This is a genomic window from Marinobacterium profundum (genome assembly GCF_001528745.1).
Lineage (GTDB): Bacteria > Pseudomonadota > Gammaproteobacteria > Pseudomonadales > Balneatricaceae > Marinobacterium_A > Marinobacterium_A profundum.
The window spans coordinates 1-22,136 of record NZ_BCNS01000201.1; the positions used below are offsets into that span (position 1 = coordinate 1).

Below are 22,136 nucleotides of genomic sequence, written 5' to 3' on the forward strand. Positions count from 1 at the left end.
CGTTCATGCGTTTGCCCTGGGCAGCGGGACGACTTGTATGCAAAGTGGATAGGTGCATATGAATCAAAAAACCATCTAGTGTAGTTAAAGACTCTGTACGCATTCTATGTTCTAAATAAGGCAGAAAAAGATGCCCTGTCTGATTTCAAGCAACAGATCAATGAAAGAATCGTGAATTCAGCGGCTATTTTGAAACTATTAACCCGGTGGACAAATAGGTTCCCTCCCTATTTGTCCGTCACGCCAGAAAAACTAGCGCAAGTGCATGGACTTGCTGGTTTTTCTGGCGTTCGCATTGGCCTGCGGCCAATGATGAAGCATCCCTGCTTCATGTATTAACCCGCCGGGTTAATATTATTTGCCGCTAATCCGTCGATTCAGGCATCGAGTGGGGTGACGCGAATAATTACCCGCAAAGGTGGTGGTTCTTTTATAGGCACGGGCATGGAGGTCGAAGATCTCCTCAAGAGCAAAACAATAGATCTAGAATCTATCCAGGACTTCAATCACAAGTCTTTGGCCCAGCCTGCTGGCCTGCGCCAGAAAAGAGACCCTGGGCAACAGGCTCAGGGGCAGGCTGACAATTGGCCTTATAGAGGGCTGATAGGGCGGCGCTCAGTTTTACGGGAGGGGAGTTATTGGACACTGACATTCGATATGAAATACCGGGGGATGTAGCCGACATTCACCGCCTCATTGAGCTGGCGTTCCGCAATGCGCCCCATACGGATCATACCGAGCAATATATAGTTCAAGCGCTGCGGGCTGCCGGGGCTCTGTGGGCTTCACTGGTGGCAGAGTCAGGCGGGAAGCTTGTCGGGCATGTGGCGTTGTCGCCGGTGCAGATATCCGATGCTGCACCTGGCTGGTATGGACTGGGGCCAATCTCGGTGCATCCGGACTATCAGGGGAAAGCGGTGGGTTCCAGACTGATGCAATGCGCCCTGGCCGAGCTGGAGGCTCGGGGTGCGGCAGGCTGCGTTCTCTTGGGTGACCCGGGTTACTATGGCCGCTTTGGTTTTAAGGCGCAGAGCCGACTGGTTTTGCCGGGTGTGCCTTCTGAGTACTTTCTGGCACGGTCATTTGGAGGAGCCATCCCACAGGGCTCGGTGCAATACCACCTGGCGTTTACTGCCCGAGACTAGTGTAGTGTTTCACTCTTGATGGTGCTTTAGAACGCGCTCATTTTTTCGCCAGCCAAGGCGTGAGGCAGAGTCATAGTGGGGCTACGGCGACAACGAACAACGCAGGATAGCGGAAAAAGGGGCCGTTATAAGCTTCATATAGCGTGAAACACTACACTAGTACAGGGGCTAACTGTGTAGCTGTGATGGAATGCCCGGCAGCAAGGCTGTTGAAATAACAGTCAGGCGCGTCCGCGTACCTGCGCCCGCTCTTTTTGGTTTAAAAGCCCGTAGCCTCCCAGTGGCACGGGTTTGTCCTTTTAATTTGAGAGTCAGCCGTGACTCCACTACCGCAGGGGCCACCCCAGCAGCAAAACGCCTATCGTCAGCGCGCCTGTGACCAGATTCATAGGTACGCCCACGCGCAGAAAATCAGCAAAGTGATAATTGCCAGGTCCGTACACCATCAGGTTGGTCTGATACCCCAGAGGTGTCGCAAAGCTGGCGGAGGCCGCCATCATGATCGCGAATACAAAGGGCTCGCTGTTCAGACCGCTCATCTGGGTGATCTGCAGCACGATCGGCAGCATCAGTATGGCGGCGGCATTGTTGGTGATGACCTCGGTGAGCAGGGATACCGTGACGTAGGTCAGTACCAGCAGCAGCCAGTCGCTATCCTGACTCAAAAGGATAATATGCTCGGCCAGAAAGGCCGCCACGCCGGTCTTTTCCAGCGCCGTGCCCAGGGCAAAAGAGGCGGCGATAGTGATGATGACATTCAGATCCAGACTCTTTTCCGCCTGGCTTACCGAACAGCAGCCACTGGCAAGCATCAGGCCTGCCCCCAGCAGTGCGGCGTTGAGCATGCTGATAAAACCAATGCTGGCCGCCCCTATGACTGTAATCAGAATGGCCCAGGCGATAGTGGCCTGGCCGTGGCGCGGTGTTTCGGCGCCCATGTCGCTGATCAGCAGGAAATCCCGGTTGTAGCGCTGGCGGGTGACAAAGGCGGGTCTGGCTTCAAGCAGCAGGGTATCGCCGGCCTGCAGCGATATGGTACTGAGATTGCCACGAATGCGCTCACCGTGGCGGGCCACCGCCAGTACCACGGCGCCGTAGCGCTCGCGAAAGCGGGCATCCCGAATTGCCAGGCCAATGGCGGCACAGTGTGGCGATACCACGGCTTCCACCAGGCAGCGTTCGGGGCGCTGTTGCTGCAAGACTTCAGCAGCAGCGTTCTCTGCCGAGGGCACAATGCCCTTGATGCGCAGCAGATCGGTGATGGCCTCGGTATCGCCGGCGAAAACCAGCCGATCGCCGCCCTGCAAAGGCTCCTCGGAAGACACTGCCGTTACTACGGCACCATCGCGTTCGATCTCCACCAGATAGACACGCTTGAGGTGGCGCAGCCCGGCCTGCTCCACACTGCGACCCACCAGGGGGCCGTTCGGGTCTATGGCGACCTCCAGGGTGAATTCACGCAGATTGGCAAAGGCGCTTTCGGGTTCACGACTCGGCAGCCAGTGGGGGAAAAACAGCCACATAAAGGCCAGCCCGCCCAGCGCTACCGGCAGGCCCACGGCGGTGATGGCGAACAGCGAAAAGCCGGGGCTCCCCGTCAGCGTCTGGTACTGGGCATTCACGATCAGGTTGGTGCTGGTACCGATCAGTGTCAGGGTGCCGCCCAGAATGGCACAGTAACTCAGTGGAATCATCAGTTTGGACGGCGCTATGCCGATGCGTCGTGACCAACTGTGTACCGCAGGAATCAGAGTAGCTACAACGGGTGTGTTGTTCAAAAAGGCGCTGAGTACGACTACGGGCGTGAACAGACGCGCAAGTGCTCCGCGCTCGCTGGCAGGGTTGCCCAGCACCCGGTCAATCAGCAGGTCGGCAGCCCCTGAGGCGTGCATGCCCGCCGCCACAACGAACATCGCTGCAACGGTAATGAGCCCGCTGTTGCCAAAGCCCGCCAGCGCATCGGCGGGGCTCAGTATGCCAGCAATGCTCAGCAGGCTGAGGGCGGCCATCATGACCAGGTGCGGCCGAATCCGGCTGCTAACAAGCGTTATTAAAACGCTGGCGGTGAGCGCCAGGGAAAACCAGCCTTGCCATTGCATCGTTGCAGTTTCCGGTGACTTGGTGAGTCAAAGTTATCGAGTGTTGATGGGCATTAATGGAGCTTTTGTGGCGTGCTTGCGGTGCGCTTCCGCTGTGTTAGAGGCGAACCTTAGTACCGCCGGGATAGCGACAGGGCGGAGTATAAAATGGCGTTTAAATAACAAATAAGAATATGTTTGGCTATTGATAGATTAAAAGAGAATATGAAACTTGCCGCGCAGGGGCATCGTTGACGACCAGGGGTGGAGCAAGCCGCCACGGGGTTGTTCAGGAGAGTGCTCCGGATGCAGAATGATCCCTTAGCGCAGGGGTTTCGCCGACAGGGCAGACAGGAAATACAAGGAAGGGAGAGCATTCCAATGACACTGCAACAGTTACTGGGTATCGAATTACCTATCATTCAGGCGCCCATGGCGGGTGCTCAGGGTCATGCGCTTGCCGCCGCCGTGTGCAACGCCGGTGGTCTGGGTTCCTTGCCCTGCGCCATGTTGACGACTGAAGGCCTGCAGGCCGAGCTTGAAGCGCTCACCGGCGCTACGCAGCGGCCTTTTAACGTTAATTTTTTCTGCCATAAGCCACCAGAGCCTGATGCTGCCCGAGAGGCGGGTTGGCGCCAGATGCTGGCACCGCTTTACCGCGAGTTTGGCGTCGATGCGCAGGCCATACCGCCGGGGGCCGGGCGTGCGCCCTTTAGTGATGTCATGGCGGATGTACTGGAGCCTTTTAGGCCGGCGGTTGTCAGCTTTCATTTTGGCCTGCCGTCGGATGCACTGATGGCGCGGGTGAAGAGTTGGGGGTCAAAGGTGATGTGCTCGGCCACCACTGTGGAAGAAGCGCTCTGGCTTGAAGCCCGGGGCGTGGATATCCTGATTGCCCAGGGGCTTGAGGCCGGTGGTCACCGGGGCCATTTCCTGTCGATGGATCTGAGCCGCCAGAGTGGCACCTTTGCGTTGCTGCCGCAGATTGTGCAGGCGGTATCGATTCCGGTGGTGGCAGCGGGCGGCATCGCCGATGCTCAGGGTATCAGTGCAGCCATGGCTCTGGGTGCCCTGGGTGCGCAGCTGGGTACGGCTTATCTGTTGTGCCCCGAAAGCCTGATCAGCGACCTGCACCGTGCCGCTCTGCGCCTCGTCGCATCGCATAGTCCTGAGGCCAGCCATACCGCCCTGACCAACCTGTTCACGGGGCGTCCTGCACGGGGCATTGTCAATCGTGCGATACGGGAACTGGGGCCATTGAATGATGCGGTGCCCGAGTTTCCACTCGCGACCACGGCTATTGGGCCTTTGCGTGCGGCCGTCGAAAAGCAGGGTAGCGGCGACTTCACGCCACTCTGGTGCGGCCAGAATGCCAGCGGCTGCAGGGCGATACCCGCAGGCGAGCTGACACGCCAACTGGGTGCCGCTCTTGACGCCTAACCATGCGCCAGGGTTTGGTTTAGGCGCAATCGGCCTGCGGGCTTGAATGCGGCTCCGCGGGGTCAAGGGAAGGGCAAGGTCCTTTCATCTTGGCGATATCAGCGGGGTTTCACCGGTCGATATGCCGCAACACCAAAGCCTTATAGCCAAACAGTTGTTTAATAGTTGGCCGGAGGCAGCAAAGCGACCTAGATTTTCTCTTGTATCCTTGTCCGCACAGGCGCTGTGCCAGCAAGGGTAAAATTCAAAAGGGAGTTTGGCATGAATTTTCAAAGCAAGGGTAAGCCATTAAGCGACAGTGGCCTTGAGCAAATCTGTGACACCCTGGGCGTTGGTGGCGCTGAGGTCTGGGCCGTACTCAGTGTTGAAACACGGGGCTTTGGCTTTCTGGAAAATCGAAAACCCCGCATTCTGTTTGAGCGCCACATCTTTCATCGCCGTACCGACGGCGCCTTTGATCAGGAGAATCCCAATATCAGCAACAGCGCCCCCGGTGCCTATTCCGGTGGCCCTGCGGAGTACGCCAGGCTGGAAGCAGCCATGCAGCTCAATACCCAGGCCGCGCTTGAAAGTGCTTCCTGGGGCATCGGCCAGGTGATGGGGTTTAACTATGCAGTGGCGGGTTATGCTGACGTCAATGTCATGGTTGACGCTATGGTCGCTGACGAAGACAGCCAGATTCTGGCGATGGCCCATTTTATCAAGGGGAATAATCTGGCCACTGCCATGCAGCGCAAGAACTGGGAGGCATTCGCCCGGGGTTACAATGGCCCGGCGTTTCGCAAAAATGATTACGATGTTCGTCTGGCCGCCGCCCATGCGCGCTTTCGGGTGGCGCTGCCCAACCTGGGGCTGCGTACCGCCCAGGCAGCGCTGCTGTTTTTGGGATTTGATCCAGGCCCTGTCGATGGGGTGCGCGGGCGCAGAACCCGCTCCGGGCTGGTGCAGTTTCAGGAGCGCTTTGGCTTGAACCAAAGCGGCGAGCTGGATCAGGCTACCGAGCAGGCTCTGAGCCAGGCGGCCTTTGGCGATTAACACAAATTCCCTTGCGCGTGGCCTTGGGCGTGCAACTTCGCCCTGGCCACCGCCAAAAGCCGCTGGCAAGCGACTGACAGATAAGGCACTATCTCGGCCCTGTAATTTGTGGCGTGACAGGATGCGCCCTCTACGAATCCTTCAGGGTCCTTATTTGTGGCAGTTAAACCTACCATCTTCAAAGCGCGGATCTCACTGTCCGATCTGAACCGCGACTATTACGACACTCTCAACCTCACCATTGCACAGCATCCGTCCGAGACACTCGAGCGGATGATGGTGCGGGTGCTGGCGTACTGCCTGAATGCCCGTGAGCATCTGGTCTTCACCAAGGGTATCAGTGCGGCGGAAGAGCCCGACATCTGGGCGCGCACGCTGGATGATCAGATTGCTCTGTGGGTCGATGTAGGTGAGCCTGCGCTGGACAGGGTAAAGAAGGCCACACATCAGGCGCGGGAAGTGCGGGTGTACAGCTTCAATACCAAGTCGGATGTTTGGTGGGAGCAGGGTCGCAGCAAATTTTCGGCACTGAAGGCGTCGGTTTTTCGCTTTGAATGGGCGGAAATTGTAGCCTTGGCGGCGCTGGTGGAACGCACCATGGATCTGTCCGTGACCATCACCGGGGATTCGGCCTATGTTGCTGCGGCCGGTGGCGAGTGCGAAGTGTCCTGGACGGTGCTACAGCAGATCTGAGGGTACTGCAAAGAAAGGGCTGGCGCCCGCCGCCGAAGCGGGGAGGGCGCCGATCCTGTATCTAAACCTAGCTTTCTTCTTCGGCTTCGCGCAAACGTTCCTGGCGAGCCTGTTCCTCGGCAAACACCGATTTGATCTCGTCCAGTACCGCATCCACATCGGCACTTTCGGTGCTTTCGGCGAACTCGCCGGTCAGCTCGATATCTTCGTGCAACTTGCCGTCTTCGTACAGCGCCCAGATTTCCTTGGCATAACGGCTACCGAGCAGTTCGGGGGCGAACTGACTGTAGTAGTGGGTCATGTTGTCGACGTCCCGCGCCAGCATCGATTGGGCGTGGTTGTTAGCCGCCGCATCCACCGCCTGGGGCAGGTCGATGATCACCGGGCCGTATTCATCCACCAGAACGTTGAATTCCGACAGATCTCCGTGCACGACGCCGGCGCAGAGCATGCGCATCACGTAGTTCATCAGCAGGGCGTGGTCTTCCAGCGCCTGCTCGGCAGACATGGAAACATCACTCAGACGCGGCGCGACATCGCCGGCTTCGTCCGTGATCAGTTCCATCAGTAGCACGCCATCTGTGCAGCCATAGGGCTGAGGCACGCGCACACCGGCCGCTGCCAGCCGATAGAGAGCATCGACCTCGGCGTTCTGCCAGGTTTCTTCCTGCTGCTTGCGGCCGAATTTCGAGCCCTTTTCCATGGCGCGGGCGCGGCGGCTGTTCTTGACCTTGCGGCCTTCCTGATAATTGACCGCCTGCTTGAAGCTGCGTTTGGTGGCTTCCTTGTAGACCTTGGCACAGCGTATCTGGGTGCCGCAGCGCACCACATAGACGTCGGCTTCCTTGCCGCTCATCAGCCGGCTGATCACTTCATCCACCAGGCCGTCTTCGACCAGGGGCAATATGCGTTTGGGAGTTTTCATGGCGCCCTGTTACCTGAACCAGGGGCTGGATGGAACAGCGCCGCCTGTATAGGCCAGCGGGGAGGGGTGGAACAGCGGCATCCAGTAGACTCCTTGACGAAATGGGACCTGACTGCGGGACTGGCCCGCAGCAGGGTGTCTGAGTTTAACACCGCAGTGCAGCAGGCTTCGACCGCCGGATGCCGAAACCGACGGTTTTTTCAGTATTTATTGCTCCGCGCAGGTTTGAGCGTCACTGTGCGCCAAAGATGAAGGCCGATTGCACGCTGCCCATGACCCTGTCTTCAAACACTTTCAGGCCCGGATCTTCGCCTGCGGCACCGGCTATAACGTGCAGCGGCAGCAAATGTTCCTCCGCCGGGTGAGATGCCCGGCCGCCCGGCGCCTGGGCCCAGTTGCCAAGGCGCTGTTCGCGCTCGGCCCGGGGTAGGGTTACGGTCTCGGCCAGCCAGTGGTCAAAACGTATCGAGTCGGAATCAGGCTGAGCGCCGCCCTGACGCAGGCGCTGCATGTTGTGAAAGCTCATGCCGCTGCCAATAATCAGCACGCCCTCATCGCGCAAGGGCGCCAGTGCTCGGCCAAGCGCAAGATGCTCGGCAGGTTCAAGGCCTGTGCGCAGCGACAGCTGCACCACAGGGATATCAGCATCGGGAACGGCAAGCTTGAGCGGGATGAATACGCCGTGGTCCAGCCCGCGTTTGTGCTCCTGAGTACAGGGGATGCCGGCGCTGGCGAGCTGCGCCTGAATGCGGCCCGCCAGTTCAGGGCTGCCAGGGGCCGGCCATTTGAGCTGATAGGTATGGGCGGGGAATCCGTAATAGTCGTACAGCAGGCCTGGTGTGGCCTGGGCATTAACGCTGAACTGCGGCGCCTCCCAGTGGGCGGAAATCACCAGCAGAGCTCTGGGGCGAGTGTCTAGCTGGCGTATAAAGTTGCGCAGCCAGGCTTCCATATGATCCCAGGTGCCGGCCGGGGGCCAGTCCATGAAAAAGCACGGGCCGGCGCCGTGGGGAATAAATATGCTGGGCAAGCGTGGTGGGCTCATGCAATTGTCCTCTATGGCGGCGGTGAACTGCTGCCGCCAGGAAAAAACAGACCCCGGCGGCGGGGTGAGCAGACAGAGTGCAGTTTAGAACTTGAATCCAAACTGGCGATCAAGCGAGAAGCGCTCGCCACCGCGCAGGAAAACAGCAAAGGCAATCAGGCCCCACATCAACGGATATTCCACTCCGCCGCTGGTCCAGAAGAAACCGTTGGCGACATGTACCGACAGGGCTACAGCCATCAGGCCTGCGATGGCCAGTGCCGCCGGACGGGTGAGCAGGCCCAGTACCAGTGCCAGGCCACCGAAGAACTCCACCAGGCCTGCCAGCAGGGCGAACAGGAAACCGGGCTCCATGCCAAGGTTGGTGGCGAAGAACTGGCCGGTGGCATCCAGGCCGTAACCGCCAAACCAGCCAAAGAGTTTCTGGGCGCCGTGGGGCATCAGCAACAAGCCCGCAGTGATGCGTATCAAAGGGTAGCTTAGCGTTGACAGGCGATCGAACAGGGTGCTGGCGCTGGTAGAGGTCTGGGTGGTCATGGCGTATCTCCAAATGCAGGTAAGTGGGTGTCAGCCGGTGCGCTGAAACTGGAGACCATGGTATGTTGGTTTCCCTATGGTGGGTAGAATGCAAAATAGGAACATAAGGTTTCCAAATCGGGAACCATATCTACTATCCGTTAGCCATTATCAGAGAACCCTATGACCTCACATATTAGCGGCGGATCTTTCAGCTTCGGCGGCATGCTTGGCGGATCTTTGGAAGACATCAAGGCGTTCTGCGCCGTGATCGAGTTTGGCTCAGTGTCACGGGCGGCTATTGCGATAATGTGGAGACCAATCTTGGGTGCTCGAACCGGCCACGCCGGCGCCTTGGCTAGTCCGGTAGTCATTATCAGAGAATCCCATGACTTCACATATTAGCGGCGGATCTTTCAGCTTCGGCGGCATGCTCGGCGGCTCGCTGGAAGACATCAAGGCGTTCTGCGCCGTGATCGAGTTTGGCTCAGTGTCCCGGGCGGCAATTGCGATAATGTGGAGACCAATCTTGGGTGCTCGAACCGGCCACGCCGGCGCCCTGGCTAGTCCGGTAGTCATTATCAGAGAATCCCATGACTTCACATATTAGCGGCGGATCTTTCAGCTTCGGCGGCATGCTCGGCGGCTCGCTGGAAGACATCAAGGCGTTCTGCGCCGTGATCGAGTTTGGCTCAGTGTCACGGGCGGCTATTGAAATGGGTGAGACAAAGGGCAGTATCAGCCGGCGGGTATCACGGCTGGAGGCCAGGCTTGGCGCTGCACTGCTGGCCCGCACGCCCAGGGCCGTAAGTGCTACTGAGGAGGGTATCGCCTTTTATGCCAAGGCCCGGGATGCGCTCTCATTGCTGGCCGATGCTACCCAGGGGGCGCGCCAGTCTCGCACTGTGCCCCACGGCAATCTGCGGGTGACGGCACCGATGGATATTGGCCTCGATGTGTTGCCGCCGCTGTTGGTGCGGTTTCGCGCCTTGCATCCACAGATTACGGTGGAGTTGCTATTGACGGATGCGCCGCTGGACCTGGCGGCCAACCGTATCGACCTGGCGTTGCGCGCCACCTCCGGCAATCTGCCGGACATGGGTTACCGTGCATCCGCGCTGGCAACGTTTCGCATGAGGCTTTATGCCGCCCCCGGCTACCTGGAAGCGCGGGGAATGCCCGAAACCCCACAGGATCTGCAGACCCAGGATCTGGTGACCTTTCGTGAATTGGCGGGGGCTGCGAACCTGTCCCTGGTAAACGCCAGGGGACGGCGGGTGGAAGTCACGGCAAGGCCGGTGGCTCGCACCACGGACTACGCCAGCGTGCACCGGATTATTCAGGCCGGTGGCGGTATCGGTGTATTGCCGGATCTGATTGCGGGTGCCAGTCTTGCCGCTGGTCTGATTCTGCCGGTGTTACCCGACTGGTTCCTGAGCGACGGCAAGCTCTACGCCATCAGCCTCAGTGGTGACCAGGCGCCGGCGCGGGTGAGCGTGTTTCGGGATTTTATTCGCGCCGAACTGAATGGGCCAGTCGCTGGTACTGCCTGAGCCTTGCGGTCGTCATTAGAGCCACGGATGTAATGCAAAGCGCTGGGTCGCTACTGTGCAGCGCATTTTTGTAGCGCGCCTTTACAGTGCCTGAAATGAGCAAAAATGGTGCACTGCACAATAATTTTTCTCAGCTGTTTATTTTTAACTTATTGAAAAATAAAAGATATATTTATTGGCACGAATTGTGATTGCTGCATTGCCAGATTACCGAATTCCGTGCGCCGGTCGTACGGAGCCTTACTGGCAAGGAGTGACACCATGAAAAAGCTGAGTCTTGTATTGGGTTCCTGTGTTCTGGCATTGAGTGCCGCGCAGGCGACGGCCGACGTGACCGCCAATGTCGCCATGACCACCGACTATGTCTGGCGTGGCATGACGCAAACCGACAATGACCCTGCGCTGCAGGGTGGCTTTGACTACAGCCATGAGGCTGGCTTCTACACAGGTATCTGGGCATCCAATGTCGACTTCGGTACTTCGGCGGATCTGGAAGTCGACCTCTATGGTGGCTATGCCACCGAATTCAGTAATGGCGTGGGTCTGGATGTTGGCGCCATCCGCTATATGTATCCCGACGCTGCGGACACTTCGAACTGGAACGAAATCTACGCTAATGCCAGCTTTATAGGGCTGAGCGCAGGCATCGCCTTCAGTGATGATGTTTACGGCAGTGACGAAGATGGCACCTATTACAGCCTGGGCTACGATTACGCTCTGACGATGGACCTTGGCCTGTCGGCGTCTGTGGGTTATTACGATATCGATATGGCGCAGTCCGACTCGGTTGACTGGAAACTGGGGTTGTCCGGTGAGTTCGAAGGTGTGGGACTGGAGCTGGCCTACTTTGATATAAACCACGATGACAGCACCCTGGATGACGACGGCGTGATCTTCACTCTGTCCAAATCGCTGTAACAGATTCAGGAGTCCGTCGCTGCAAAGCCCGCCTTTTTTGGCGGGCTTTTTAGTCTCTGCTGTGTCCTATCTGCAGGGCTTTCGCCGCCGTTTTCATGCGCAGGTAGCGCTCGGCGGTGCCGGGATGAATGAGGCCGCGACTGTGGCGAATGGCGGTTGGAAAATCGGTGCCCAGGCGGCGCCAGAACTCGATGCCCGGTTGTAGCGGCACGCCGGCCCGGTGCAGCAGCACCAGTGCCTGCAGGTCGGCTTCAAGTTCCCAGTTCAGCGCCTGATGGTGGATTCCCAGGGTCGCGGCTATGCCGGGGCTTGGGTATCCCTGGGTCAGGGCCAGTAGATCGAGCAGTGCACCAAGCAGCAGATTGCGTAGCTGCTTGTCGATATGCTGCAGGCCGTTGTGGGCGATTTCGTGGGCAATCACCAGGGCGAGTTCATCATCGCCCTGGGCATAGCTGAGCATTCCCTGATTGATGCGAATTTCGCGCCCATCGGCATGGGCATTAATGGCACTGCTGCGAATAAGCCGCACGGGCCAGTCGCACAATTCTTCGGGCATCAGGGTCAGGTCCATCCGGCTGTCACCGCGCTCTATCTGCAGGCTAAGTGGCCCCGACATCTCTCGCAGTTGGGTATCGATGCTGTTATAGGTTTCGCTTGTAAAAGCGCGGCCCTGCAGGCGCAGCAGGCGATCACCGGCGTGAAGTCCGGCCTTGGCCGCGGGGCTATCCGGCAGCGGCGTGCGCAGTGTCGGTCGTTGATCAAGCCCATAAACCGTGTGGGCGGCGGGGCGCTGCTGGCGTGTATAGCTGTCTATGCTGTGCAGGCGCAGGCCGTACTCGCTGCGTCGGTGCATCGGGCACAGCTCAAGTGCCGCGATCAGCAACGGGCGCGCTACACGGGCGAGGCGGTATTCGCGGGCATGCCGCAGTATCAGCGCCTGAGTAAGCTGGTGTTCGGCCTCTGTGGCAATGGCTTCATCTGCAGGCGGATCCGGCAACTCGCCTGGGCCTGCGCAGGCAGCGAGCAGCAGTGAAAACGCAAGGCCGATTACGGATTTTAAATGGCGGCAGGAGAGGCGACGGATGTTGGGCATCAGCGGCGCGGTAGCGCCTGGGCGAGAATGCGCTGCTCTTTTGCTGTCAGCGGTTTTACTGCTGCTATAAAGGAGGCTCTGTACATGGGGTGATCACCTTTTGATCGCTCTGATTAACTGCTTTTTGGCTGCCGGTTTCTCACGCCACTGACGTCTTTACTGTAGCTGGATCGCCGCTTTGGTGGCGAGGTCGGGGTGAAGACAGTGTAGCAGTCAAAAAGCGGCCAAAAGGTGGCGAAAACCGGCGTTTTCGGCCTCGGCCCGACTTGATCCGCCGGCCTCATTCGTCCATGCTGCACGGCATTCGCCGATGCACCGGCGAGCCCATATTCAAAGGCAGGGCCGAACCATGACGTACAAACTGACAGAGCAGCAGCGAGGCAAGGTGATTGCCCGTGAAGCGCAGGAGCGATTCGATCACTTTCTGCAAAAAGTGGCAGACTGGGAAGAGATATGGAGCCTGAGCGACGCTGAAGGCTGTGTCATGCTGAACACCGATGATGGCGAGAGCTGCCTGCCGGTATGGCCCCATCCAGACTACGCGCTGGACTGGGCCACCGATGGCTGGGAAGGTTGCGAAGCATTGAAAATCGACCTGCAGGCCTGGTTCGAACGCTGGTCTCCGGGGCTGGATGAAGACGGTATTCTGGTGGCGGTATTCCCGCGCACGGATGAAGAAGGCGTGCTGCTGTCGGCCGGCGATCTGACGGAGTCGATCGAAGCGCTCTTGGGAGCCGGTGGTGACTGACCACAACTCAGGCTCTGCCGCGGATCTTGCGCCGCACCCGTTCGAAACCCTGACGCCTGAATTCATCATGGATGCAGTGGAGGAACTCGGCTATCTGTGTGATGGCGTCATCTTCCCACTCAACAGCTATGAAAATCGTGTCTATCAGGTCGGTATTGAAGATCAGCCACCGCTGATCGCCAAGTTTTACCGGCCCCATCGCTGGAGCGAAGCTCAGATTCTGGAAGAGCATGGGCTCTGCTACGAGATGGAGGAGTTTGAGCTGCCGGTGGTGGCGCCCTGGCGTGACCAAAGCGGACGTAGCCTGTTCCAGCGCGGGGACTTCTGGTTTGCACTCTATCCACGTCGTGGCGGCCGTGCCCCTGAATTCGATGATCTGGATAACCTGCTGATTCTGGGCAGGTTCCTGGGGCGCATGCACGCCATAGGGGCGAAAAAGCCATTTGCGCATCGCCCGGTGCTCAACAGCCAGACCTATGGCCATGCCAGCGTGGCGCTGCTGCACGAAGACTTTATCCCGCGGGATTTGCGTCCGGCCTATAACACCCTGAGCCGCGATGTACTCAAGCTGGTGGATGAGGCCATGGCAGAGCCTGCAACCCTGATCCGGGTGCACGGTGACTGTCATGCCGGCAATGTACTCTGGCGCGACAATACGCCCAACTTTGTCGATTTTGACGATACCCGCATGGCGCCTGCGGTGCAGGATATCTGGATGCTGCTCTCGGGTGATCGCGACAGCCAGCAGCGCCAGTTGTGCGAAGTGGTGGAAGGCTATAACGAATTCTATGATTTTCACCCGCGCGAACTGCGCCAGATAGAGGCATTGCGTACGCTGCGCATCATGCATTATTCGGCCTGGCTGGCGCGGCGCTGGGCTGACCCTGCATTTCCCAAGGCCTTCCCCTGGTTTAACACTGAGCGTTACTGGAGTGAACATATCCTCGAGTTGCGCGAGCAGTTTTCCGCCCTGCAGGAGCCCTCTCTGCGTCTGCTTTGAGCAGGCCGGGCATACTGTGATGAATAAAAGGATGCCGGCATGATTCCACTGCATGGACCTGATGGTTTGGTTTACGCATTTTTGATGGATCGCAAGGGCGGTACTCGTGAACTGAGCTGGGAGGAAGCCGGCCAGTGGGACGCCTCCCAGGGGTTGCTGTGGCTGCATTTTGACTATAGTCATGCCAACAGTCGGCGCTGGCTGGCGGATCAGAGCGGTTTGCCAGCACTGGCGGTGGATTCCCTGCTTACCGAGGAAACAAGGCCCCGTGCCGCCTTGCTGGGCCCGGGGTTGCTGCTGGCGCTGCGGGGTGTGAACCTCAACCCTGAAGCCGATCCCGAGGACATGGTGTCGATTCGGCTCTATGTCAGTGAGGATCTGGTGGTCAGCACCCGCAAGCGCCAGCTGCTGTCGATATCGGACATGGTGGCGGAAATGCGCACGGGTGTCGGCCCCACCGACAGCGGTGACTTCCTGGTGGGGCTGGTCGATCGGCTGGTCATGCGCATGAGCGATACGGTGGACGAGTTTGAAGACCGGGTCGGGGATCTGGAAGATCAGGTGCTGTACAGTGGTAACGGCGAACTGCGCCAGCCGCTGGCCCAGTTACGGCGCCAGACTATAGGTCTGCGCCGCTATCTGGCACCGCAGCGCGAGGCACTGGCGCGGATTGTGACTGAGCCACTGGGCTGGATGGATGAGCACGCACGCATGCGCATGCGCGAAGTCTCTGATCGGTTGGTGCGCCATATCGAAGATCTGGATGCGGTGCGCGAACGCGCGGCCGTGACCCAGGAAGAGTTAATGAGTCGCATGTCCGATCAGCTCAACAGCAGGCTCTATGTATTGTCGCTGGTGGCGGCTATCTTTCTGCCGTTGGGCTTTCTCACCGGACTGCTGGGTATTAATGTTGGCGGTGTGCCGGGGGCGGAAAACCCCTCGGCCTTTATGGAATTTTCGCTGTTTCTGGTCGTGCTGGTCGCGGTGCAGTTATGGATATTCCGCCGCAAGCGCTGGCTCTGACGGCGCTCAATTGCAGGGATTAACGTCATGCTGGAAACAATAGGTTGGCGCGAGTGGCTGTCGTTGCCGGAACTGGGGATCGACCGCATCAAGGCCAAGGTCGATACAGGTGCTCGCACATCCTGCTTGCACGCATTCAAGCTAGAACCCTTTTATGAGCGCGGTGCACTCTGGATTGCGGCTGATGTGCATCCCATACAGAACAACCAGGATACGGTGCTGCATTTTGTAGCGCCGGTACTGGACGAGCGACAGGTCTCCGATTCCGGCGGCCATCGCGAAAAGCGTATCGTCATTCAGACTCTGGCACGTATGGGCGAGCATGAATGGCCCATTGAAATGACACTGACCAACCGTGACAGCATGCGCTTTCGCATGCTGCTCGGGCGCACTGCTATGTTGAACCGTTTTGCCGTCGACCCGGCGGCCTCATTTTTGTTAGGAGCACAGTCATGAAGTTGGCAATTCTTTCCCGCAATGCGCAGCTGTACTCGACCCGTCGCATGGTTGAGGCTGCCAAGGCGCGTGGTCATGATGTGCAGGTTGTCGATGTGCTCAAATGCTACATGAATATCAATATGCAGCACCCCGAGATCCACGTAAAAGGCGAGGTTCTGAGTGATTTTGATGCGGTTATTCCCCGTATCGGCGCCTCTGTTACCTTTTACGGTACGGCAGTGTTGCGCCAGTTTGAAATGATGGGCACCTATCCGCTGAATGAATCGGTGGCGATTTCCCGCTCCCGTGACAAGCTTCGCTCCATGCAGTTGCTGTCACGCAAGGGCATAGGCCTGCCGATTACCGGCTTTGCCAACAAACCGTCCGATATCCCGGATCTGGTGGAAATGGTCGGCGGCGCACCCCTGGTGATCAAGCTGCTTGAAGGCACCCAGGGTATCGGTGTGGTGCTGGCTGAAACCCGCCAGGCAGCTGAAAGCGTGCTTGAAGCTTTTATGGGGCTCAAGGCATCGGTCATGGTGCAGGAGTACATCAAGGAAGCGGGCGGTGCGGATATTCGCTGTTTCGTGATCGGTGACAAGGTGATTGCCGCCATGAAGCGCCAGGCCAAGGCCGGTGAATTCCGCTCCAACCTGCACCGTGGCGGTGCTGCAAGTTTGGTGCGCCTGACGCCGGAAGAGCGCAGCACGGCCGTGCGCGCGGCCCGTACCATGGGGCTGAACGTGGCAGGGGTGGATATTTTGCGCTCCAACCACGGCCCACTGGTGATGGAGGTTAACTCTTCACCCGGCCTGGAAGGTATCGAGGCGGCTACCGGCCTTGATGTCGCTGATCGCATCATTCAGTTCCTCGAAAAGAATGCCAGCAGCCACAAGACCGGCACCCGCGGCAAAGGCTGAGCCTGACGGCGAGGTGCGAGGTGCGAGGTGCGAGGTGCGAGGTAAAGAGAAAGGGGCGAGCGGCGAGGGGCGAGGATAAAGCGGCAAGCAAACCTATGATCTAATGCAGTGGTGCTGATTGGGCGCCGCGGCACTTTCTTCCGGCTATTCAAAAAAAAGCCCCGGTTGACCTTCATAAGGTAACCGGGGCTTTTTGTTATGGGCGCTGCGCAGGCGGTTGTGCGTTTCTGATGCCAGCAGGTTGTCGGAGTTTTGTCTGGCGCAGTGCGTTCAGGTTTTGCGTCGGCTCAGGGCCAGGGTGCTTTTGAGGCGCGAACGGCCAAAGGCGGCCATCGCCAGAAATTCATTCACTTCCACCGGCACGTCTATGTAGTCGGTCTGGCTTTGCCATTCGTCGCGGTCGTGATCCGGGTCTGTCAGATAAACGAAGCGCTCATCGGCGGCGGTAATGATAATCCAGTGGGGCGCCTTGTTGCGGTTGAGCCGCCAGGTGCTGATCAGGCTGATAAGCACATCGCCGTTTTGAATATGCTGTTGCAGCTGTGCCAGGGTCATTTCCCGTTCGTGGATCTCGACGCCGGTTTCGGTGAGTTGTTCGATAAAGTCTTCATGGGCCAGAGCTATGACCTGTTTCTTCTCAGGATTGCGCACGCTGTCGATAAAGGGCACTTGAGTCGTGTTGCAATACAGTCGTACGTCGAAGCCTCGGCGCCAGGCGCTCAGCGCCAGGCCCTGGGGTGAGCAGCCGCCGTGGCCTGCGGTCATGAAGATGGTGGTGGATTCGCGCCAGATCTGCAGTTCTTCCCGGCGGCTCATGGCGTATTCGGGAATCAGGGCGTGCATGCCCATCATCAGGCTGGCGGGGCCGCAGGTAAAGGGCGTAGTCTGCTCGTAAAAGGCCGTGCGGATCTGTTCACCGTTAGGTACGCGGCGGCGAATTGGTTTTTCCATCTTTTGGGCACTGGAGCCGTCTTCGTAATAAGCCTCGATGGTGCCTATGGGCTGGTAGCCGCTCTGCCGGTACAGGGCGATGGCGCTCTGATTGCCGACATTGACCTCCAGGCGCATGAAAATACACAGCTGCTCGCGGGCGGTTTTCTCGGCGTCCTGCAGCAATTGCCGGGCGATGCCGCGGCCACGCATCTGCGGCAGTACCGCCAGCGAATAGAGCCGCGCCAGATGCGTGCCCTTGCGGTATAGCACCAGCGTATAGCCAGCAATTTCGTCGTCACTAAAGGCCATCAGCAGACTGGCATGGCCGTGCTTGATCAGGCGCTGGAAGCTGCGGCGCGACAGCTTGTCGCCGCTGAAGCACTGCTGTTCGATGTCGAGCAGGGTGTCGATGTCGGCGGAGGTTGCCGGGCGCGTGCTCAGGGTGTTCAAGCTGTTTTTTGTCCGTACAGGCCAGAGGGATAGGGCGATATTACCACCGGGATCCGGCACAGGTATCAGTACTGTACTAAATTTATCGGCGTGCCCGCCAAACCCTTGTACCGGCGGCCACAGGGCGCGCATAATCGCGAAAATTCACCCCCTGCCGGAACTGCCAGATCGATGCCTTCCTCTTTTTACGTTGTGGTCGATGACCTGGGTGACTGGGCGCCCTATTACCCCAGTAAAGATGTCATATCCTTTGATCAGTACCTGGCGCTGGCGGACACGCTGCGGGCTGGGCGTGTGCGTATCCTTAACTGTTGTCGCAACAGTCGGGCGCTGGGTCGTGGGTACTACTGCTCGTTGCTGGCGGAGGCGCGTGATCACCACGTGATTCCCTCGGTGCGGGTGATCAACGATCTGCGTCGCAAGTCGCTGTACAGCCTGCAGCTGGATGGTCTGGAGAGCACTCTGGATAGTCTGGCGGGCCGCATTTCGAGTGATCAGTCCAATATCGAGCTGCGCATCTTCTTTGGTGAAGTGTTGATGAGCGAGCTTTCGCCCATCGCCAAGCAACTGTTCGAGCGCTTCCCGTGCCCGGTGCTGGAGGTACGCCTGAAGCGGGGCAAGGTCTGGCAGGTGGATAGTATTCGTCAGATCTCGGTGCGTGATATCAAGCTCGAAAGCGAGCAGGAACTGTTTGCCGCGGCGCTGGAGCGCTTCAGCAACCGCATGTGGCGCAAACCCCGCGCGCGCAAGCGCTACCGCTTTGATCTGGCCATGCTGGTGGATCCGGATGAAGCACTGCCGCCAAGTGACAAGGATGCCATCAAGCATTTTATCGACAGCGGTCGTCAGCTGGGCATCAACGTGGAGTTGATCGGCAAGCGGGATCTGATGCGTCTGCCCGAATACGATGGGCTCTTTATCCGCGAAACCACCGCCATTGATCACCATACCTATCGTTTTGCCAAGAAAGCCGAAGCCGAAGGTCTGGTGGTGCTGGATGATCCGACCTCGATACTGCGCTGTACCAACAAGGTCTATCTGGCGGAGTTGCTGCGCATCAACAAGATCGCCACCCCTGGCACACGTATTGTCAGCAATACCGACAAAGACACGCTGGATGAAATGATCGAAGCGCTGGGCTTCCCGATCGTGCTGAAAATTCCTGATGGGGCCTTTTCCCGTGGCATGTGCAAGGCGGAAACGCGTCAGGAGTTGGTGGCCGGGCTGAAGGAACTGTTACAAAGTTCGTCTCTGGTGCTGGCGCAGGAGTTCCTGTACACCGATTACGACTGGCGTATTGGCGTGCTAAACAACAAGCCGCTGTTTGCCTGTCGTTACTATATGGTGAAGAACCACTGGCAGATCTATCGTCACGGTAGCAGCGGAGCCGTGGATTCCGGTGGCTTCGATACGTTACCGACTTACGAGGTGCCGCCGGCGGTGCTGGCAGCGGCGCTGAAGGCGACGCGCCTGATCGGCGACGGTCTCTATGGCGTGGATCTGAAGCAGAGTGGCGATCGGGTAGTGGTGATTGAGGTTAACGACAACCCCAATGTTGACGAAGGTGTGGAAGATCTTTTTCTGGGTGCTGCGCTCTACCATGAAATTATGGCCGAGTTTCTGCGTCGAATGGAGCTGAATCGTCGCTAATCCGGTGCTGTGATCATTAACGGGTGTCGCATCGCTGCAGGACAAGCAGCGGGGCGGTGCCCGTTTTTGTATCCCGGGCTGGTTGATCTGCCCGAAAATCAGGCACAAAAAAACCGGCGCCTCTAAAGGATCGCCGGTTTTTCGCGTGTCAGAAACGTCTTAAACGACGCTGACGTTCTCTGCCTGAGGACCTTTCTGGCCCTGAGTCACGTCGAACTGTACTTTCTGGCCTTCGGTCAGGGTACGGAAGCCGTCGCCAGTGATAGCGCGGAAATGAACGAATACGTCCGGGCCGCTATCCTGAGCAATGAAACCGTAACCTTTTTCTTCGTTGAACCACTTAACAGTGCCGGTAGTGGACATTGTTGAACTCCATAAGGATTTTGTTTTACGTAAAGCCTGGCAGTATCGAAAAACGACAGCCACCAAGGCGGGTCTGGCTGAGAAATGCAGGAATTCCGTTATGAAGATCAGAACGAGGTACTACTAACAGGAGCATCGTGCGTTGACATCAAACTGGAGCTGTATTTCAAGCTTGATAGGAGGATAGCGAATTCTAGGGGGAAGTCAACTGCATTTGCGGGCCTGGCGAGGATATTTTCGGATGCTGCAAAAATGATTTGTTCGGGGCCATTTCGCTGTTGCAATGCGAGCGAAAATCGCCATAGCAGCAGGCTCGGGTGGTTGCGCGGCGGTGCTGGGTGCTTTGCCAGAAATCCTCTTTTCGCAGTGCAGTTGTGATGTGCTGCAAGCTGCGCCGCTTTGGCGTGCTCGGTAAGGCCTTGTGGCGATGGATTAATCTACCCCCAGAGGGGAGTTGTCCTGGTACGGTCATTGCAGCAGAATATTCTATTAACCCAGCGGGTTATTACATGAAGCAGGGATGCTTCAGCATTGGGTCTTAGGTTGAAGCGAGGGCCCAATTCGAACGCCATCTCTTCGCCCCAGGAAGGCCAGCATGCCCACGCACCTGCGCCCATTCTTTTAGGCTAAAGAGCTATGGCGTGACCGCAAACACGCGTCCATGCGTATGCGGCATACGATCGCCATGGATGGCGGGAATGCAGAAAATGCAGGAGCATTTTTCTGTCGTACATCCTGTACATAACGGGCAAGCAGGGCGGGAACCTGTTTGCCCGAGAGTTTGATAAGTAGCGTGGCAGGGGTCTTCTGTCGCATTCTGCGGTAACACGCCAGGCCGGAGCCTGTCGTTTGAGAGCGACACTATGTATACACATCCCTTGCGTGACCAGATTATTGCCGAGGTACATGCCCGGCCGTTTCAGCAGATTAGTGCGCCTCTGGCGCTGTTGCAGGTCGCCATCCTGCACGATGGTGAACCCCAGGGTGCCGTCGAACGCAAGGTGCGTGAGCTCGCAACGCAAGAAGGTTTCGAGCTTGAAACCGGTGCTTGCGGATTTTTCTTTTGCCGCCAGGGGCAGCGTGCCTTGCGCTACGAGCCCCATAGCGAGTTTTACAGCCTGACGTTCTACCGCTTTGGCGAAACCGAAGCACCGGAGCTGCCAGAAGGCTGGAGCGAGCAGTTACCCGGCGCCTTCCTGTGTGGCGTGGAAGTGCTGTTTCGCAGCGAGGCGGCGGATTTTGAGGGTTGGGCGGAGGCCCACTTCAACGCGGGTCATCCTGGGGCTTCGCAGATCAATGGCTCCGATGTCATGGGGCATGCGGCAGCGCTGCGCACCAACTTTCGTGTATGCAGTGACAATGGCTACAATCGTGTGCTGGTGCAGGACAAAGGCGGCATGACGCTGTTCCAGGCCGGGCGTCTGTTGCAGCGTATCTGTGAAATCGAAACCTACCGTCATATGGCGCTGCTGGCGTTGCCGTTGGCACTGGAGACCATGCCGATGGTGTCGGTGCTTGATCAGCAGTTGGCTGATGTTGTTGAGCGTATCGCCGAGCCTGACAGCGATGCAGCTTTGCTGTTGCAGGAGCTGATGGCGCTAGCGGCCAGGGTGGAGGGGTTGTCGGCTCACACTGCCAATCGCTTTTCGGCCACTGAGGCGTATTTTGCCCTGGTGGACAGGCGTATTGCCGAATTGCGCGAGTCGCGTGTCGAGGGTCTGCAAACGGTGGAGCAGTTCATGGAGCGGCGGCTTGATCCGGCCCACCGTACCTGTCGCTCAACGGGCGAGCGTATTGAGCGGCTGTCGCAACGCATAGGTCGTTCTACCGATCTCATTCGCTCCCAGGTCGACCTGTCGATCGAAAATCAAAATCGTGATCTGCTGCGCGGAATCAACCACCGTGCCCGCAGCCAGCTGCGACTGCAGGCCAAGCTCGAAAGCTTTACCGTAATAGTGGTGACCTACTATGCCTTCGATCTGATCGACCGCACGCTGCGCAATGTGGTGGTGGACGAGGCGCTGGAAACCCGAGCCAGCTTTTTGCTCAGCGCATCGGTGCCATTGATCGCGCTAGGCTTGTTTTGGTACGTACGCAAGATGCTTAAGGGCTACGACAAGGATGAGGAATAGTGCGCGGTCTGAGCTTTCAAATGAGGTTTTTTATGAAG

21 protein-coding genes are annotated in these 22,136 nt (G+C 58.2%); 14 read left to right on the top strand and 7 right to left on the bottom strand.

Annotation, left to right across the window (positions count from 1 at the left end; all coding sequences use genetic code 11):
• Positions 1-638 precede the first annotated feature (638 nt).
• Positions 639-1,145, top strand: a complete 507-nt coding sequence (locus MPRO_RS21950) for a GNAT family N-acetyltransferase (RefSeq protein ID WP_067298333.1) — start codon at positions 639-641, stop codon at positions 1,143-1,145.
• 326 nt (positions 1,146-1,471) lie between these two features.
• Here MPRO_RS21950 and MPRO_RS21955 read toward each other — a convergent pair whose 3' ends face one another.
• Positions 1,472-3,244, bottom strand: a complete 1,773-nt coding sequence (locus tag MPRO_RS21955; protein WP_067298334.1) for an SLC13 family permease — start codon at positions 3,242-3,244, stop codon at positions 1,472-1,474.
• 360 nt (positions 3,245-3,604) lie between these two features.
• Between MPRO_RS21955 and MPRO_RS21960 the strand changes: the two genes are divergently transcribed.
• The 3 genes from MPRO_RS21960 (at position 3,605) to MPRO_RS21970 (ending at position 6,391) form a co-directional block, all read left to right on the top strand.
• Complete coding sequence (locus MPRO_RS21960) at positions 3,605-4,663, top strand: NAD(P)H-dependent flavin oxidoreductase (protein WP_067298335.1); 1,059 nt, start codon at positions 3,605-3,607, stop codon at positions 4,661-4,663.
• Between the two features lie 261 nt (positions 4,664-4,924).
• Entirely contained in the window at positions 4,925-5,698 is a 774-nt protein-coding gene (locus tag MPRO_RS21965) for an N-acetylmuramidase domain-containing protein (RefSeq protein WP_067298336.1), read from the top strand.
• A gap of 156 nt (positions 5,699-5,854) precedes the next feature.
• A complete protein-coding gene (locus tag MPRO_RS21970) occupies positions 5,855-6,391 on the top strand; it encodes a YaeQ family protein (protein ID WP_067298337.1) in 537 nt (178 codons plus the stop codon).
• 67 nt (positions 6,392-6,458) lie between these two features.
• On the opposite strand, the gene MPRO_RS21975 is transcribed toward MPRO_RS21970, so the two are convergent.
• The 3 genes from MPRO_RS21975 to MPRO_RS21985 form a co-directional block, all read right to left on the bottom strand.
• Positions 6,459-7,316, bottom strand: a complete 858-nt coding sequence (locus MPRO_RS21975; RefSeq protein ID WP_067298338.1) for a PA4780 family RIO1-like protein kinase — start codon at positions 7,314-7,316, stop codon at positions 6,459-6,461.
• Positions 7,317-7,548: 232 nt separating this feature from the next.
• Positions 7,549-8,361, bottom strand: a complete 813-nt coding sequence (locus MPRO_RS21980) for a DODA-type extradiol aromatic ring-opening family dioxygenase (protein ID WP_067298339.1) — start codon at positions 8,359-8,361, stop codon at positions 7,549-7,551.
• Between the two features lie 84 nt (positions 8,362-8,445).
• A complete protein-coding gene (locus tag MPRO_RS21985) occupies positions 8,446-8,898 on the bottom strand; it encodes a DoxX family protein (protein ID WP_067298340.1) in 453 nt (150 codons plus the stop codon).
• Positions 8,899-9,265: 367 nt separating this feature from the next.
• On the opposite strand from MPRO_RS21985, the gene MPRO_RS26235 reads away from it, so the two are divergent.
• From MPRO_RS26235 to MPRO_RS22000, 3 genes are all read left to right on the top strand, one after another.
• The gene (locus MPRO_RS26235; RefSeq protein ID WP_216821353.1) at positions 9,266-9,487 is read left to right on the top strand and encodes a hypothetical protein; all 222 of its coding nucleotides are present in this window, start codon (positions 9,266-9,268) and stop codon (positions 9,485-9,487) included.
• Positions 9,471-10,430, top strand: a complete 960-nt coding sequence (locus MPRO_RS21995; RefSeq protein ID WP_067298342.1) for a LysR family transcriptional regulator — start codon at positions 9,471-9,473, stop codon at positions 10,428-10,430. Before MPRO_RS26235 ends, MPRO_RS21995 begins: the two co-directional genes overlap by 17 nt.
• Before the next feature lie 261 nt (positions 10,431-10,691).
• A complete protein-coding gene (locus MPRO_RS22000) occupies positions 10,692-11,348 on the top strand; it encodes a TorF family putative porin (RefSeq protein ID WP_067298343.1) in 657 nt (218 codons plus the stop codon).
• Positions 11,349-11,397: 49 nt separating this feature from the next.
• On the opposite strand, the gene MPRO_RS22005 is transcribed toward MPRO_RS22000, so the two are convergent.
• Positions 11,398-12,441, bottom strand: a complete 1,044-nt coding sequence (locus MPRO_RS22005; RefSeq protein ID WP_067298344.1) for a M48 family metallopeptidase — start codon at positions 12,439-12,441, stop codon at positions 11,398-11,400.
• A 349-nt stretch (positions 12,442-12,790) separates the two neighbouring features.
• Between MPRO_RS22005 and MPRO_RS22010 the strand changes: the two genes are divergently transcribed.
• Genes MPRO_RS22010 through rimK form a run of 5 tightly spaced genes read left to right on the top strand, consistent with a single transcriptional unit; the run spans position 12,791 to position 16,570 of the window.
• Positions 12,791-13,189, top strand: coding sequence for a DUF2750 domain-containing protein (locus MPRO_RS22010; protein ID WP_067298345.1), 399 nt, complete (start codon positions 12,791-12,793; stop codon positions 13,187-13,189).
• Positions 13,182-14,189, top strand: coding sequence for a serine/threonine protein kinase (locus tag MPRO_RS22015; protein ID WP_082709069.1), 1,008 nt, complete (start codon positions 13,182-13,184; stop codon positions 14,187-14,189). Before MPRO_RS22010 ends, MPRO_RS22015 begins: the two co-directional genes overlap by 8 nt.
• 39 nt (positions 14,190-14,228) lie before the next feature.
• Positions 14,229-15,212 (top strand): zinc transporter ZntB, encoded by a 984-nt coding sequence (zntB, locus tag MPRO_RS22020; RefSeq protein WP_082709058.1) that lies wholly within the window; start codon positions 14,229-14,231, stop codon positions 15,210-15,212.
• A 27-nt stretch (positions 15,213-15,239) separates the two neighbouring features.
• Positions 15,240-15,668 carry an ATP-dependent zinc protease family protein gene (locus tag MPRO_RS22025; protein ID WP_067298346.1) on the top strand — a complete coding sequence of 143 codons (429 nt, stop codon included), beginning with the start codon at positions 15,240-15,242 and terminating at the stop codon, positions 15,666-15,668.
• Positions 15,665-16,570 (top strand): 30S ribosomal protein S6--L-glutamate ligase, encoded by a 906-nt coding sequence (gene rimK / locus MPRO_RS22030; RefSeq protein ID WP_067298347.1) that lies wholly within the window; start codon positions 15,665-15,667, stop codon positions 16,568-16,570. The genes MPRO_RS22025 and rimK overlap by 4 nt, the downstream gene beginning before the upstream one ends.
• Positions 16,571-16,840: 270 nt before the next feature.
• Here the strand turns inward: rimK and MPRO_RS22035 are convergent, their stop codons facing one another.
• Positions 16,841-17,953: a GNAT family N-acetyltransferase/peptidase C39 family protein gene (locus MPRO_RS22035; RefSeq protein WP_067298374.1), complete on the bottom strand. Its 1,113-nt coding sequence runs from the start codon at positions 17,951-17,953 to the stop codon at positions 16,841-16,843.
• A 171-nt stretch (positions 17,954-18,124) separates the two neighbouring features.
• Between MPRO_RS22035 and MPRO_RS22040 the strand changes: the two genes are divergently transcribed.
• Positions 18,125-19,603 carry a RimK family ATP-grasp domain-containing protein gene (locus MPRO_RS22040; RefSeq protein ID WP_067298348.1) on the top strand — a complete coding sequence of 493 codons (1,479 nt, stop codon included), beginning with the start codon at positions 18,125-18,127 and terminating at the stop codon, positions 19,601-19,603.
• Positions 19,604-19,762: 159 nt separating this feature from the next.
• Here MPRO_RS22040 and MPRO_RS22045 read toward each other — a convergent pair whose 3' ends face one another.
• Complete coding sequence (locus tag MPRO_RS22045) at positions 19,763-19,966, bottom strand: cold-shock protein (protein WP_067298349.1); 204 nt, start codon at positions 19,964-19,966, stop codon at positions 19,763-19,765.
• A gap of 863 nt (positions 19,967-20,829) precedes the next feature.
• On the opposite strand from MPRO_RS22045, the gene MPRO_RS22050 reads away from it, so the two are divergent.
• The gene (locus tag MPRO_RS22050; protein WP_067298350.1) at positions 20,830-22,098 is read left to right on the top strand and encodes a DUF3422 domain-containing protein; all 1,269 of its coding nucleotides are present in this window, start codon (positions 20,830-20,832) and stop codon (positions 22,096-22,098) included.
• Positions 22,099-22,136 lie beyond the last annotated feature (38 nt).

Excerpts from the sequence above, each read along its gene's own strand:
- MPRO_RS21955 (WP_067298334.1), bottom strand. The coding sequence starts at position 3,244 with ATGCAATGGCAAGGCTGGTTTTCCCTGGCGCTCACCGCCAGCGTTTTA.
- MPRO_RS21960 (WP_067298335.1), top strand. The coding sequence starts at position 3,605 with ATGACACTGCAACAGTTACTGGGTATCGAATTACCTATCATTCAGGCG.
- MPRO_RS21965 (WP_067298336.1), top strand. The coding sequence starts at position 4,925 with ATGAATTTTCAAAGCAAGGGTAAGCCATTAAGCGACAGTGGCCTTGAG.
- MPRO_RS21975 (WP_067298338.1), bottom strand. The coding sequence starts at position 7,316 with ATGAAAACTCCCAAACGCATATTGCCCCTGGTCGAAGACGGCCTGGTG.
- MPRO_RS21980 (WP_067298339.1), bottom strand. The coding sequence starts at position 8,361 with ATGAGCCCACCACGCTTGCCCAGCATATTTATTCCCCACGGCGCCGGC.
- MPRO_RS21985 (WP_067298340.1), bottom strand. The coding sequence starts at position 8,898 with ATGACCACCCAGACCTCTACCAGCGCCAGCACCCTGTTCGATCGCCTG.
- MPRO_RS26235 (WP_216821353.1), top strand. The coding sequence starts at position 9,266 with ATGACTTCACATATTAGCGGCGGATCTTTCAGCTTCGGCGGCATGCTC.
- MPRO_RS21995 (WP_067298342.1), top strand. The coding sequence starts at position 9,471 with ATGACTTCACATATTAGCGGCGGATCTTTCAGCTTCGGCGGCATGCTC.
- MPRO_RS22000 (WP_067298343.1), top strand. The coding sequence starts at position 10,692 with ATGAAAAAGCTGAGTCTTGTATTGGGTTCCTGTGTTCTGGCATTGAGT.
- MPRO_RS22005 (WP_067298344.1), bottom strand. The coding sequence starts at position 12,441 with ATGCCCAACATCCGTCGCCTCTCCTGCCGCCATTTAAAATCCGTAATC.
- MPRO_RS22010 (WP_067298345.1), top strand. The coding sequence starts at position 12,791 with ATGACGTACAAACTGACAGAGCAGCAGCGAGGCAAGGTGATTGCCCGT.
- zntB (WP_082709058.1), top strand. The coding sequence starts at position 14,229 with ATGATTCCACTGCATGGACCTGATGGTTTGGTTTACGCATTTTTGATG.
- MPRO_RS22025 (WP_067298346.1), top strand. The coding sequence starts at position 15,240 with ATGCTGGAAACAATAGGTTGGCGCGAGTGGCTGTCGTTGCCGGAACTG.
- rimK (WP_067298347.1), top strand. The coding sequence starts at position 15,665 with ATGAAGTTGGCAATTCTTTCCCGCAATGCGCAGCTGTACTCGACCCGT.
- MPRO_RS22040 (WP_067298348.1), top strand. The coding sequence starts at position 18,125 with ATGCCTTCCTCTTTTTACGTTGTGGTCGATGACCTGGGTGACTGGGCG.
- MPRO_RS22045 (WP_067298349.1), bottom strand. The coding sequence starts at position 19,966 with ATGTCCACTACCGGCACTGTTAAGTGGTTCAACGAAGAAAAAGGTTAC.
- MPRO_RS22050 (WP_067298350.1), top strand. The coding sequence starts at position 20,830 with ATGTATACACATCCCTTGCGTGACCAGATTATTGCCGAGGTACATGCC.